Below are 14,919 nucleotides of genomic sequence, written 5' to 3' on the forward strand. Positions count from 1 at the left end.
AAAAGAAAGTCTTCCATTTTTGAAGACTTTCTCTTTTTTTTGAAACTTACTTCTATATTGGAACGTACTAAATTAAGGGGAAAATTTACCTATATCCATTAATTGCGCGAAGTTGGTTTTTTTGAATTTAAATAATTCCAAATGGCATTTGAAATTTCTTTCGCCTCTTTTTGATGTGATGTGTTATTAAATGCACTATTAAAAGATGATATGAGTGCTTCTAGAACATATAATTTTTCTTCTGGCTTTTTCAATTCATCGAGTAAATAATTGGCTAATTCTACTCCTTTTTCTGAATCATTTTTAGTTAATTGATTCACAAATCCTTCAAGCTGTTTGACAATGAAGTCTTTAGATACTTTTTTTGAATTAACTTTTACTTTTAAAGCGTGTACGATTTCTTCATTAAATACGACATCACCAGTTTCTAATATGTTTGGAATAATGGCAATGACGCGATTGAGTGCTGTTTTGATAATCGATTCAGGTGCAACTTTAACCCCAGTTGCGATATGAATAAAATGCAATGAAAATACGATGATAGCAAAAGTATGGATGGCGCACTCATAAGAGATAGGACGGATTTTCTCTCCATAAATATCGACAAAACGATTTGCTAACCAATCTATTTCAATGACCATGTGTTTTTCAATAATCTCTTTTATATCCTTATCATTGGAGTCAAAGGTTGTTGAAAAGATTTCATTAAAATTTTGTTTTCTACTTAAATGAAAGCCCATAGCAATTTGATTAATTAGTAAATTGATATCAGAGGTATCTTTATTTGAAGCTATTTGATAGCGAGCATTGACTAACTCTTCTCTTGATTCTTCTAAAATAGCGATTAAGCATTCATTTTTAGAAGTGAAGTGATTGTAGAATGTTCCTTTGGAAATATTAGCAGCTTCAATAATATCCATAATGGATGTATTGTTGAAACCTTTTTTAATAAATAATTCGCGAGCTGCTTGAATAATTTGCCTTTTACGTTTGTTCATTTCGCCACCCTTTCCGCAAGAAAAACAACATTTTATACTATAAGTATAAAATAATTAAAATTGAAATATCAATGTCTAGTAGAGTTTTTGCAATAATGTTGTAAAAATTGAACCATCGGTATAAAATGGTTTGAGGGAAATAAAATGGATTATCGCTTAACGGTTGTTTTGGAAGATGGTGGATGTCTTATATAGAAAATAAATGATTAGAAAGTGAGGTTTTTCCTGTGAAGAAAAGTTTGACTATTGGTATAGCTGCCGCTCTTGCGGCAAGTAGTATTACACCAGCAGTCGTCGCCGCTGCTCCAAATTCTCCTGATCATGTATTTGCAAAAACGAAAAACAAAAAAGAGGAAGAAAAATCTTTTGTCGAAAAAGTGAAAGTCCAAGAGTTAACGTTGGAAGAAGCGATTCGATATGGATTAAACAGTAACTATTCTTTAATTGAGTTGGAGTATACTATTGAAAACTTAAAATTACAAGAAGATATGTATGAGGATCTTCTCGATGTTGCAGAAAGTTCTTATGAGAGTACTCAGAGAAAAATAGAAGAGTTAAATAAATATTTAGAATCTACTTCAAAAGATACTGTGACAGTTGATTTAGCGAAAGAAGTAACTAATCTCAAGCGATCTTTAGAAGAATTATTAGACATCAATCCGGAAGACCTTGAACCAGATATCGATCCTTCAGACTCTGATAATGTAATCGTTAAAACACAAATAAGATATTTAATCAATTTTTTGGAAAATGCCATGAAATACGTGGATGAATATGAAAAATATCAGCAAAGAGAATTAGTAAAAGAGCAATTGAATGTGCTAAAAAGCAATTTAAGCAACCTCTATTTCCAAGTGAATCAGTATAAAAACATGCTTGATACTTTAGATATTCAACGAACTCAAATGTTTAATAACCGTGTGCAAATGCGTGAACAATTAAAGCTACCAATCATATTAGATTTTATTAGCTTGCTTTTAACTGAAGAGCAAATTGATTTTATGAAATATACACTCGAAGTACAACAAAGCCAATTAAACGGGATGAAAACACGTTATGAACTAGGATTAGTATCGAGAAAAGACTATGAAAAAACAGAAAGAGACATATCTGATTTAGAAACGCAAATTGCTGAACTTGAAAAGCAACTTAAACATGATAAGGCGGTATTTGCTACTACAATTGGCATTACATATGATGAAGATTTTAAATTGATAAGACCGGACTTAGGGGAATTGGCGTTAATAAAACAGGAAAAATCAACAGAAGAACTTATTAAAAATAGCTTTGACATGGTGAATGCAAGAACAAATTTACGAATTAAAGAAAAAGCATTAGATGATTTTGATGATGAAGAAAATCGTACAAGAGAAAGAGAAAAAATGCTTGAAAATGATGTTGAGGTAGCTAAATTGCAAATTGAAGCTCTTCAAGTAGAATTAGAAAAGGCTATAAAAAATACCTTCCATCAAGTACAAAAACAATATGAAGCGTTAAATGAAGCGAAAAAAGATCTAGAACAAGCAAAAACTGATTATGCTGATACACAGCTTTACTACAATTTAGGCTTACTTTCAAAACAAGAATTTGATGCAGCCAATACAAGTATAAAACAAGCGGAATTTAACTATAACAACGCAAAATACCAATATTATTTACTCACAAAACAAGTAGAGTTAATGGATAAAGGTGTTATTGTTAGAAATTGATAATCAGGGCTTTGGATTTTTCCTTTGCTAAGGAGGCTTTAAATAGATGACTAAGAAAGGAATAATAGGGACCCTTCTATTGTTAACATCTATCATCCTATTAGTAGGTTGTAATAATTCGACAGAAGAAACAGAGGTTCCTGAAGCAGAAATACCAGTAAAAGTTGCGACAGTGACTTTCGGTGCTTTAACAGATGATAATGAGTTATCGGGCACCATCTTACCTGAAAATGAGGTTGCAGTTTTACCGAAAGCTGTTGGAGAAATTAAAGCAATTTATGTAAAAAAAGGAGATAAAGTAAAGCAGGGCGATATTCTAGCCCAGCTTGATGATACAGCTGAAAGAAATGCGATGGAACAGCAGCAAAAAAGCTTAGAGCAAGCACAGGCTAGTTTGAAAAGCGCACAAAATGGCAAGGTAAGAGCTGAAAACAGTTATAAACAAGCACAGGCCTCACTAAAATCAGCTGAAGCTTCTTTACAACAAGCAAAAGAGAATTTAAAAAATTTAGATTTTCAAATTCAAAATGCTCGAAATTCTTGGGAACAAGCTAAAAGAAACTTAGACAGAATGAAAGCTTTATATGAAGCTGGTTTGATTTCTCTACAAGATTATGAAAATGCTCAAAATGCTGAGAGAAGCGCAAAAATTGCTTTAGACCAAGCGGAACTATCGAAAAAAACAACGGAAAATGAAGGCATTAGAATGCAAGAAGTAGCTGTAGAGCAAGCTCAAATCAATGTGGAGCTGGCGCAAACTTCCATGAAAGATGCGGAAATTGCAGTGGAACAGGCGCAAATACAAGTAGATCAAGCTCAACTTGCTGTAGATGCTGCTAAGGATCGTTTAGATGATAAAGTGATTAAAGCGACGATTGCAGGAGAAATTACAGAAATCAATGGGGAAGTAGGGGAAATGGCTTCTAATGCCAACCCATTTGCAACGATTGTAGCCAAAGATTCAGTGAAATTAAGTGTGAAAATTACGGCTAACCAACTATCTTCCTTCGAAGTCGGGGATGTATTAGATGTGAAAGTTGCCGGTTTAGAAGGAACATTTAAAGGAAATGTTGCCTATGTTTCTTCAGTGAGTTCAGGATTTGGACTATTTACTGTTGATATTAATATCGATAATAAAGAACAAAAAATTCGACCAGGCATGATTGCTTCCGTCATTGTGGAAGAAATTAAACAAGCCAACTCGCTTCTTATTCCTGTTGAAGCGATCGTACAAAAAGAAGGGAAAACCGTTGTATTCATCGTTTCAGAAGGAAAAGCAGAACAAAGAGAAGTAGAAATTCTCAAATACAGTACAGATTTGGTGGCTGTCGTGGGAGAACTTAAAGAAAACGAACAAGTTGTAATCAGTGGACAGAACCTCCTCGATGATGGAAATAAAGTCCGTATAATGGAGGAGGAGTAGACATTGAAACTTGTAAACACCTCAATTAAACGTCCAGTCGGCGTTATCATGTTTGTTATTTGTGCTATTCTATTGGGCTTTATCTCTTTAAGGGAATTGAAGGTAGAATTATTCCCGAAAATTGATTTGCCAATAGCGGTTATTGCTACAAGTTATCAAGGAGCTGCTCCACAAGAAATAGAAGAATTGATTTCAAAACCGATTGAATCAGCTGTAAGTACGGTAGAAGGCATGGATACAATTCAGTCAGTATCCAGTCAAGGAGCTTCTCTAGTACTAATGATGTTTGATTATGGTCGGGATATTGATGATGCGTTAATCGATGTTAGAGAAAAAGTCGATCAAATATCGGGGATGCTTCCAGATGGTGCAAATGATCCGATGGTAATGCGACTTGATCCAAATGCGACACCTGTAGTGATTGCAAGCCTCTCAGGAGATAATTTGGAAAAATTACAAGATATTGCAGAAAGTGATATTCAACCGGCAATTGAACGAGCGCCTGGTGTTGCCTCTGCTACCATTGTTGGTGGAAAAGAACGCGAAATTCGCATCAATTTGAATCAATCAATGCTGAAAAACTATGGACTAACAGGTTCACAAGTGATTGCTGCATTACAAGCGGAGAATCGTACAATCTCGGCAGGAACGGTTGAACAAGGAAATCAAGATGTGCAACTACGCGTCGTTGGAGAATATACATCCGTTAGTGATATTGAAAATACGCTCATCACTTTAAATAATGGTGATACCGTTCGCGTAAAAGACGTGGCGGATGTCGAAGATACATTTAAAGAAGTATCGTCAATTTCTCGAGTGGACGGTAAAGATACATTAATTTTCACCATTATGAAACAGTCGGATGCGAACACCGTTGAAACTGCAGAAGAAGTTAAAAAAGTTATTGAGAAATTGAATGAAAAATATACCGAACGAGGATTAGAAGTAAAAACGATTATGGATACGTCGGTGTATATTACTGCATCAATTGACTCAGTTCTAGATAACATGATTGTAGGGGGATCACTCGCTGCAATCATCCTATTACTCTTCTTAAGGAGTCTAAAAGCGACGTTAGTTATTGCCGTTTCAATGCCGATTTCCATTATTAGTACATTTACGTTAATGTACTTCACAGGAGAAACATTAAATATTATTTCGATGGGTGGACTGGCTCTCGGTATCGGGATGATGGTTGACAGCTCCATCGTTATATTAGAAAACATATACAAGAAGCGTTCGGAAGGATTATCGATTAAAGAGGCAGCATACCATGGTGCTTCGGAATTAGGCCCTGCTGTTATTGCCTCTACACTGACGACTGCAGCTGTATTCGTTCCAGTCGTATTCGTAGAAGGGCTTGCTTCACAAATTTTTCGTCCGTTAGCATTGACGGTTGTATTTGCATTGACAGCATCGCTAGTAGCTGCCATGACATTGGTGCCAATGCTATCAACGCAATTTATGCGTAATGTTCAAATCTCAGTAGATGAGGATAATGGACAATACTTCTTTAATCGTGTTTTAAACAAAATTAAAAATTTCTATGGAAATGTACTAGAAAAGGCCTTACGTAGAAGGAAAACAGTTATTGCCATCGTAACTGCTGCTTTTGTGGGAAGTTTAGCTTTAATGCCAGTTGTGGGTATGGAGCTAATGCCTGCAACAGATAGCGGGCAAGTTTCAATTACTGCACAGTTGCAAAACGGTGCGAAGTTAGAGGAAACGGAATCTATCGTAGAGGAAATTAATGAACGGTTAAAAAACTTTGAAGATATAATTAAAGTGAATTATGTAAGTATTGGTGGTACTACAAATGGTATTACTGCAGGAAGTAAAAATGTGGCGTCCTATAGGATTGAACTAGTTAGTTCATCGGAAAGGGATATTACTACTGATCAATTCATTGCTCAATTAAACGATTTAGTAAGCGATATTCCTGGGGCAGAAATTACTATATCGGAAAATAGCCATGGAATGTCCACTGGTTCACCAATCTCGCTTTCGATTTCAGGGGATAACTTAGATGTATTAACTGATTTAGGACAGCAAGTTGTTTGGATTTTAGAGGATATCGATGGAACATTGAATGTGAAAAGTTCGGTTGAAGAAGGAAGTCCAGAATTGCAAGTGGTTGTAAATCGTGAACTGGCTTCTGCTTTTGGGTTAAGTTACCAACAAATTATGAATGAAATCAATGTAGCGTTTAACGGTCAAGTGGCGACTAGGTATAAAGAAGATGGTAACGAATATGACGTAACGGTTGCTTTACCTGATGATAAAACGGAGACTGTTCGTGATCTAGAAACATTTGTCGTTCGGAATAATGAAGGGGAAGATATCCCGTTATCTGCAGTTGCTGAAATAGTGCCAGTACAAGGGCCTTCTCAAATTACTCGAAATAATCAAGAGCGTACAATTAACGTAACGAGTGATGTAATTGGACGAGATTTAGGAACGGTTTCAAAGGAAATTGATGCGAAATTAAAACAAATCCATTTACCTGATGGATATGAAATTTCCATGGGTGGAGAAGTAGAAACGATGATGGAATCTTTCGTCCAATTAGCATTAGCATTAGTTTTAGGTATATTCCTTGTATATATGGTAATGGCTGTTCAATTTGAATCCATTACTTATCCATTTATCATCATGTTCTCCATGCCTACTATGGTGATTGGGGTAATATTAGGGCTACTCATTTCAGGATTACCGTTAAGTTTACCAGGTTTTATCGGTCTAATTATGCTTGCAGGGATTGTTGTAAACAACGGTATTTTACTTGTTGAATATATTAATATTTTAAGAAGAAATGGAATGGAGCGAATGGAGGCTATTGTAGAAGCAGGAAAAAGCCGTATGCGTCCAATCTTAATGACAACACTCACTACGGTTTTAGCGATGATTCCGCTAGCCCTTGCAATTGGTGAAGGTGCGGAAAACCAACAACCAATGGCTGTAGTAGTTGTATTCGGATTAACTTCTTCTACAATCTTTACTTTAGTATTCGTTCCAGTTATGTATGTCGTGATTGATAACATATCAGAAAAAGTGAAAAACATCTTTAACAAAGATGATTCAGATAAGACTGGTAAACCGAAAAGAAGAATCTTCAAGCGCAGAAAAGCGAAAAATAAAGTCGTAGAAAAAGAGTTAGAAACAATCGGTGGAAAACCAGAGTTGACGTAAGTAAAAAAGCATATCTCTCGGATAGAGAGGTATGCTTTATTTTTTATTTATACTTTTCTCATAATAAAACTTAAATGACGTCCAGCCTTTTTATCTTCTCGATAAGAAAATCCTTGAGGATGCTTATAGGTGCATGTTGAGTCAATGGTAATCTGTTCAGACGGTATACCACTAAGTTCGCATTGTTTTTTAACCGTTTGTTGATTATCGATATGATATTTACCCGTCTCTTCGTTAAAATAAATAAATTCATTTGCATAACCTAAATTTTTAAATTTAGCATACACATCTTCATCAACTTCAAATTTTTCTTGGCTAATTGCACTACCGAGATGAACACGGAAATCTTTAATATCACATTGTTCGTTCTTTTGGATGTGTTCAAATACTTTTCTAGTTATCTCCTTCACGGTTCCTTGCCAACCAGAATGAATCACTCCTATAATGCCGCTTTTTTCACTATAAAAAATAATTGGAACGCAATCAGCTGTAAAAGTACAAAGGACGATGTGGGACTCTGTTGTATAAAGGGCATCGGTATTTGGAATGGCAGTATCTTTTGAAAGTGCTCCTCGTCCGCAATCTTTTTTTGTAACTTTATATATGTTATCGCTATGGGTTTGATTGGCACATACAAATTGTTCGATATCACAACCGATGTATGCAGCAAGCTTTTGACGATTTTGAACGACATCTTCTTCATTATCGCAAACATGAAGGGCCATGTTATGCTGTTCTAACTCTTTTTCATTTTTTAACGTGATGCCAGCAATAAATTTTTCGTTATTGAAATAAATTTTTGTTGTCATGTCTTCACTCCTAGACTCAGTTCTGCATGGTAATTTTTATTATATATTGTTCTTTCAGTTGAGTCATAAAGTATGTAATTATGTTACAGAAAATATCGGGTGAGTGAACTATATGATTTCCATTTTAGAATTGCAAATTATAATAGCCAATAAATCAAAATTTAAACACGTTATCCAATATATATACAGGTAATACTGATGGAATAATGCAATAATGGTAACTAGGAAAATTCACTTTTCAAAAACGTGATAATAGTTATACTGGTAAAAATATTTGCCAAATGGTAGGTATAAAGAAAAGCCCTATTAGGAATGTTTATCTACCTAATAGGGAGTTTGACAAACCTAATTTATTTAATTTCCTTGATAACGATGAATTAAATCGTTGTTTTGTCCTCTGGCAAATACATCTGTTCTAGTTGGTCCCCAAGATACTGCTGCTGGTGCGCTTGTAATTTGAGTAGTGCCTAAGCTTACCCATGGTTCCCAACGAGTGCCATTCCAAGTTCTCTTAAACAATCGATTTCCTACGCCTCTTATAAAGACATCAAGATGGTTTGGACGCTTAGAAGAAACGGTTGGCGCACTTGTTAATGTACCGCCAAGGCTTTCCCAATCGCTCCAGCGGTTTCCGTCCCACCATTTATGAATTAAATCATTATTTACTCCTCTAGCAAAAACATCTATTCGATTTGGTCCCCAAGAAATCGCAGCTGGTTCAGAATTTAAATTTCCTCCGAGATCTTCCCAAGGTTCCCAATAAGAACCGTTCCAAGTCCTCTTATACAATCGATTTCCTGCGCCTCTTACAAATACATCTAATTGATTTTCACGTTGAGAAGATGCGCTAGGACCGCTTGTTAATGTGCCTCCAAGACTTTCCCAACTGCTCCAGCGAGTGCCATCCCACCATTTATGGTACATGGCATCATCTGTCCCTCTTACAAACACGTCAATTCGGTTTGGACCCCAAGAAACAGAGCCAGGAGCGGATGTTAATACGCCTCCGAGGCTTTCCCAATTGCTCCAACGGCTACCATCCCACCAAATATGGTATAACGCATTGTCACTACCTCTTGCAAATACGTCTAATCGATTGGGTCCCCAAGAACTTACACTAGGAGCGCTTAATAATGTTCCACCTAAACTTTCCCAATCGGACCAACCCTCTTCTGGCCTAGGTCCAGGTTCTGGAGCCGGTCGTTCACCGCGGATATAAGCTAAAGCCAATTCAATAGCTCGAATTAATATGCGATTTACTGTGCTTTCTGGGAAATTCATTGAACGGATAAAAAGTGGGAACCAAGGATTATCACGCTGGAACTGATTATAAATTTGGGTAGGAGTGCGATTTAAATTTTGTTGATTACGTAAGTACGAAATTGTTAGAAGCATGAGGGTATCAATCATTTGGGGATTTACACCAGCTTGCTCTAGCTGCGTATATAAGTTGCTATGCTCTGTGCGAATACGTTGTATCAATTCTTGCTCACTTGGTCTTTGTTGCGGTGTTTGTTGTACATATAAAGGATTGGGAGGGTAGTAATAATTTACAGGAACATATACGTAATAATAGGGATAGCCATTATACATGTTCATATGAATACCTCCATTTCTTTGAATAGTGTATGCGTAAAGAAAAAAAATGGGACTCAAATGATTCAAAAGAGCATAGTATTTTTGGCGCATAAAATTTAAGCATGGAAATAGGAGAACGGTTGGGAGTATCACGATAAAATTCATAATTTTTTATAGAAAATTTTGTAAAGGAAAAATATAAAAATTTGATAATATTAAAAGTTTGAATCGATAATAATATCAATTAATTATTAATTAAATATTTTGTATAATGCGAAATATTTAAATTTCCAAAAAAATCACACTAGACTAAATAAAAATAATGTTTTACAATACAGAAAGCTAATACATTTGAAATAGATATTGGATTGAAACCCTTTTCAGAAAATTATGAAATTAATATTCTGAAATAAGTGTTTTTATTTTCTGAAAAATCTAATATCTAATTAGTTTTTATTACAAAATCTAAATAAATGGGGGGAGTATTACATGGTGGAATCAAAAAAGACTAAAAGATTTGCCTCTCTTTTTCTAGCATCTTCTTTAGTTGTGGGAGCTTTAGCTGGTTGTAGTGGAGGATCTGGGGGTGACCAAGGAAGCAGTTCTTCATCAGACAATGGTTCTTCTTCAAACGGTGGAGATAGCGATGTAATTAAAATTGGTGCAAACCTTGAGCTTACTGGTGCTGTTGCTTCTTATGGTTCATCTATTGCACAAGGTGCAGAACTTGCGATTGAAGAAATTAATAATAACGGTGGAATCAATGGTAAGAAAATAGAATTTGTCAAAGTTGACAATAAATCTGAAAACGCGGAAGCAACATCTGCTGCTATCAGATTAGCAACTCAAGAAAAAGTAAACGTAATGATTGGCCCTGCAACAAGTGGTAACGTTCTTGCGACAGTTCAAATTGCGAACGACAATAAAATTCCGCTTGTTACAGCTTCAGGAACTGCGCCAAACGTTACTGAGAATGCAGATGGATCTATTAACGAGTATGTATTCCGTACATGCTTTATCGACCCATTCCAAGGAGTAATTGCTGCAAACTTTGCTACAAATGAACTTGGAGTAAAAAATGTAGCGATTTTTGCAGATAACTCTTCGGACTATGCGAAAGGTTTAGCAGCTGCATTCAAAGAACAAATTGAAGCAAATGGCGGACAAGTAGTTGCGGAAGCAGCGTATGTAGCGAAAGACACAGACTTCAAATCAACTTTAACAACTCTTAAATCTAAAAACCCAGAGTTTATCTTTATTCCGGGATATTATGAAGAAGTTGGTTTAATTGTTAAACAAGCGCGTGAATTAGGAATCGATGTTCCATTAATGGGTGCTGACGGATGGGATTCTCCAAAATTAGTTGAATTAGCTGGTGCTGAAAACTTAAACAACTCATTCATTATTAACCACTATTCATCTGAAGACCCAGATCCAAAAATTCAAGACTTCGTAAAAGCATTTAATGATAAATACGGTGAATCACCAAATGCTTTCCACGCTCTTGGATATGATACAGTTTACTTCATTAAAGATGCAATTGAGCGTGCAGGATCTGTGGATGGAGCAGCAATTAAAGACGCGCTTGCTGCAACAAAAAATATTTCGCTAGTATCTGGTACAGTCTCTGTGGATGAAAAGCATAATGCGGTGAAATCTGCAACAATTTTAGAGTATGTAGACGGTACACAAACATTTAAAACTAAAATTGAACCTTAATTTTACAAGAAAGGGGGGCACACCGCCTCCCTTTTCCCGTTCGTATCCCAAATTTCCAAATATTAGTTGAATGTTTTGAACTTTTAAGAATTGACAGATAAAATATTTGCTTCATAAAAGGAGTGTGACTTTATGGATTGGTTGCAGCAACTCATTAATGGTATTTCCTTAGGAAGTATTTATGCATTGATTGCGTTGGGGTATACGATGGTATACGGTATTATCAAATTAATTAACTTCGCCCATGGAGACGTTTTCATGCTTGGCGCATTTATCGGTTTTTTTGCCATCACTCGTTGGGAAATGGGTTTCATTCCAGCGTTAATTATAGCTATGGTTGTTTGTTCAATCATTGGTATGATCATCGAGAGGGTTGCATATAAGCGCTTAAGAAATGCAACTCGAATTGCAGCGTTAACGACAGCCATTGGGGTATCGTTCTTAATAGAGTACACCATGATATTCTTTAGAGGAGCCACACCAGAGGCTTATCCTCAAGTATTACCGCAAACAAATATTAATATCTTAGGTGCGAATATAAACTCTCAAACTATTTTTATTCTTGTAGTTACAATCATTTTGATGATTCTTTTACAATTTATTGTTCATAAAACGAAAATTGGTAAAGCGATGCGTGCAGTTTCTCACGATGCAGATGCTGCGAGACTAATGGGTATTAACGTTGATAATACAATTTCGGCAACGTTCGCAATTGGTTCCGCTTTAGCAGGTGCAGCAGGAGTAATTTTCGGATCATATTACACAAGAATTGACCCATTAATGGGCGTTCTACCTGGTTTAAAAGCCTTCATTGCGGCTGTATTAGGAGGAATTGGAAGTATTCCAGGAGCGATGGTTGGAGGCTTTATATTGGGAATCATTGAGACAATTGTAAGTGCTGTAGGTTATTCACTATGGCGCGATGCCGCAGCATTTATCATTTTAATCTTAATTTTAATTTTACGACCAGCAGGTATATTCGGTAAAAACATCCGTGAGAAAGTGTAGGTGACTGGGGAAATGAAAAAATCGAAAGCCTTTTGGGGTTATTTAGCATTTGCACTAGTAATCTATGCAGTTGTACAAGGTATGCTTGCAAGTGGAATGCTCGATTTATATTATCAAAACATGTTAATTACGATTTGTATTAACGTGATGCTTGCTGTAAGTTTGCATATCGTAATAGGGGTTACAGGCCAATTCTCTATTGGTCATGCAGGTTTTATGGCAGTAGGCGCATATATTAGTGCAATTTGTACAATGAAACTAGGGTTGCCATTTATTGTGGGAATCATATTAGCGGGGATTGTTGCCGCTGTAGCAGGTTTACTAGTCGGAGTACCTTCTTTAAGACTTAAAGGAGACTATTTAGCGATTGCTACATTAGGATTTGCTGAGATTATTCGAATTGTATTCTTGAATGTTGATTATGTTGGCGGAGCAGCAGGGATGGTTGTCAATCATGCTACAACTTGGACATATGCTTTTGTCGGTGCGGTTATTACAATCATGGTTATTTCTAATTTTATAAACTCTCGTCATGGACGCGGTTGTTTAGCTATTCGTGAAGATGAAATAGCAGCCGACGCGATGGGAATCAATACAACTTATTATAAAGTTGTTGCCTTTGTAATCGGTTCCCTTTTTGCAGGGGTAGCAGGTGCTTTATATGCACATAATTTCTATATTATTCAACCAACAGCATTCAACTTCTTAAAATCTTTTGAAATTCTGATTTATATCGTATTAGGCGGTTTAGGAAGCCTTTCAGGTTCTGTCATGGCAGCTATTTTCTTAACGGCAATTTCACAATACTTGCAAGCGTTCCCAGAAACGCGAATGATCATTTACTCTGTCGTATTGATTATCGTGATGTTATATCGTCCAACAGGATTGATGGGAACAAAAGAGTTAAAAGACTTATTTAAAGTAAAAAATAGAGGGGGGTCTGAAGCATGAGTAATCCTCTTCTGAAATTAGAAAATATTGGTATACAATTTGGTGGATTGAAAGCGGTACAAAATGTCAACATGTATTTAAATAAAGGAGAACTTGTTGGACTAATTGGACCGAATGGAGCAGGGAAAACCACAACCTTCAACATGTTAACTGGTGTATATGTACCAACAGAAGGTGAAATTACCTTTAATGGTCAAAGTATTAAGGGATTAAAACCATACCAAGTATCGCATAAAGGAATCAGTCGTACATTCCAAAATATTCGATTATTTAAGGATTTAACGGTATTAGATAACGTAAAAATCGCAAACCATCAGCTTGCGAAACATTCAATCCTTTCTTCCATCTTGCGTTTGCCAACTCATTTTAAAGGCGAGGCAACTATGGAGAAAGAGTCTATTGAGTTTTTAAAAATCTTTGAGCTAGACGTTTATAAAGATGAATTAGCGAAAAACTTGCCTTATGGAATGCAACGACGTCTAGAAATCGCTCGAGCGTTAGCTGCTGGACCAAAGCTTCTATTATTAGACGAGCCTGCAGCGGGAATGAATCCACAAGAAACACAAGAATTGATGGATTTAATTGCATTAATTCGAAAAGAATTTGATTTAACAATTTTATTAATTGAGCATGATATGAGTCTAGTAATGGGAATCTGTGAAAGAATCTACGTATTAGACCATGGTCAATTAATTGCTGAAGGAACGCCGGAAGAAATACGTAACAATCCAAAGGTAATTGAAGCTTACCTTGGCGAGGAGGTCGTACACTAATGCTACAAGTAAATAATATTGATGTGTTTTACGGGAATATTCATGCATTAAAAAATATCTCCTTGGAAGTTAATGAAGGTGAGATTGTTACGTTAATCGGTGCAAACGGCGCAGGAAAAACTACTTTGTTGAAAACGTTATCTGGATTACTGAAACCTAAGCAAGGTACGATTACGTACAAAATGCAACAAATTGGTGGCAAACCAGCTCAAGTGATTGTGAAAAGTGGTATTTCTCATGTGCCTGAAGGACGCAGGGTTTTTGCGAATATGTCAGTAGAAGAAAACTTGGAGTTGGGTGCTTTTCTTAGGAAAGATCGCGATGGAATCAAAAAAGATTTAGACCATGTATTTGAACTATTTCCAAGATTAAAGGAACGAAGAAAACAATTGTCCGGTACTTTATCCGGTGGGGAACAACAGATGTTGGCAATGGGAAGAGCGATTATGGCAAGACCAAATTTACTATTGTTGGATGAGCCTTCAATGGGACTTGCCCCACTAATTGTTCAACAAATATTTGAAATTATTCAAACAATCAACAAAGAAGGAACAACTATTTTACTTGTTGAACAAAACGCTCATATGGCTTTATCGATAGCAGACCGAGCTTATGTTATCGAAACTGGAAAAATTGTATTGTCAGGAACAGCGAAGGAACTTCAAGAAAGTGAAGAAGTAAAGGCGGCATATTTGGGAGGAGTATAATAAAAAAGACTGTCCGAAAAGAGGAGGGAAACTTTTCGGTACAGTCTTTTTTTAT

Annotated in this window: 11 protein-coding genes; 8 read left to right on the forward strand and 3 right to left on the reverse strand. The window is 36.0% G+C overall.

Translation table 11 applies throughout. The annotated features are described in order from the left end of the window. Window positions 1-98: 98 nt before the first annotated feature. Window positions 99-998, reverse strand: coding sequence for a TetR/AcrR family transcriptional regulator (locus UtA1_RS03250; protein ID WP_096550037.1), 900 nt, complete (start codon window positions 996-998; stop codon window positions 99-101). A 227-nt stretch (window positions 999-1,225) separates the two neighbouring features. On the opposite strand from UtA1_RS03250, the gene UtA1_RS03255 reads away from it, so the two are divergent. The 3 genes from UtA1_RS03255 to UtA1_RS03265 are packed head-to-tail and all read left to right on the forward strand — an operon-like array spanning window position 1,226 to window position 7,319. Then, a complete protein-coding gene (locus UtA1_RS03255) occupies window positions 1,226-2,707 on the forward strand; it encodes a TolC family protein (protein WP_096550038.1) in 1,482 nt (493 codons plus the stop codon). Window positions 2,708-2,753: 46 nt separating this feature from the next. Continuing rightward, window positions 2,754-4,130, forward strand: a complete 1,377-nt coding sequence (locus tag UtA1_RS03260) for an efflux RND transporter periplasmic adaptor subunit (protein ID WP_096550039.1) — start codon at window positions 2,754-2,756, stop codon at window positions 4,128-4,130. Window positions 4,131-4,133: 3 nt separating this feature from the next. Then, on the forward strand, window positions 4,134-7,319 hold the full coding sequence (locus UtA1_RS03265; RefSeq protein ID WP_096550040.1) for an efflux RND transporter permease subunit: 3,186 nt from the start codon (window positions 4,134-4,136) through the stop codon (window positions 7,317-7,319). A 47-nt stretch (window positions 7,320-7,366) separates the two neighbouring features. Here the strand turns inward: UtA1_RS03265 and pgeF are convergent, their stop codons facing one another. Next, on the reverse strand, window positions 7,367-8,128 hold the full coding sequence (gene pgeF / locus UtA1_RS03270) for a peptidoglycan editing factor PgeF (protein ID WP_016838508.1): 762 nt from the start codon (window positions 8,126-8,128) through the stop codon (window positions 7,367-7,369). A 354-nt stretch (window positions 8,129-8,482) separates the two neighbouring features. Next, entirely contained in the window at window positions 8,483-9,727 is a 1,245-nt protein-coding gene (locus tag UtA1_RS03275; protein WP_096550041.1) for a DUF346 domain-containing protein, read from the reverse strand. A 468-nt stretch (window positions 9,728-10,195) separates the two neighbouring features. On the opposite strand from UtA1_RS03275, the gene UtA1_RS03280 reads away from it, so the two are divergent. The 5 genes from UtA1_RS03280 to UtA1_RS03300 all read left to right on the forward strand — a co-directional run bounded on the left by UtA1_RS03280 (window position 10,196) and on the right by UtA1_RS03300 (window position 14,864). After that, window positions 10,196-11,425, forward strand: a complete 1,230-nt coding sequence (locus UtA1_RS03280; protein WP_016838510.1) for an ABC transporter substrate-binding protein — start codon at window positions 10,196-10,198, stop codon at window positions 11,423-11,425. A 132-nt stretch (window positions 11,426-11,557) separates the two neighbouring features. After that, window positions 11,558-12,433, forward strand: coding sequence for a branched-chain amino acid ABC transporter permease (locus UtA1_RS03285; RefSeq protein ID WP_016838511.1), 876 nt, complete (start codon window positions 11,558-11,560; stop codon window positions 12,431-12,433). 12 nt (window positions 12,434-12,445) lie between these two features. After that, complete coding sequence (locus UtA1_RS03290) at window positions 12,446-13,384, forward strand: branched-chain amino acid ABC transporter permease (protein ID WP_096550042.1); 939 nt, start codon at window positions 12,446-12,448, stop codon at window positions 13,382-13,384. Beyond that, window positions 13,381-14,157: an ABC transporter ATP-binding protein gene (locus UtA1_RS03295; protein WP_096550043.1), complete on the forward strand. Its 777-nt coding sequence runs from the start codon at window positions 13,381-13,383 to the stop codon at window positions 14,155-14,157. The genes UtA1_RS03290 and UtA1_RS03295 overlap by 4 nt, the downstream gene beginning before the upstream one ends. Then, entirely contained in the window at window positions 14,157-14,864 is a 708-nt protein-coding gene (locus UtA1_RS03300) for an ABC transporter ATP-binding protein (RefSeq protein ID WP_096550044.1), read from the forward strand. The genes UtA1_RS03295 and UtA1_RS03300 overlap by 1 nt, the downstream gene beginning before the upstream one ends. Window positions 14,865-14,919 lie beyond the last annotated feature (55 nt).

It is taken from the genome of Ureibacillus thermosphaericus (genome assembly GCF_002370195.2).
GTDB classification, from domain to species: Bacteria; Bacillota; Bacilli; order Bacillales_A; family Planococcaceae; genus Ureibacillus; species Ureibacillus thermosphaericus.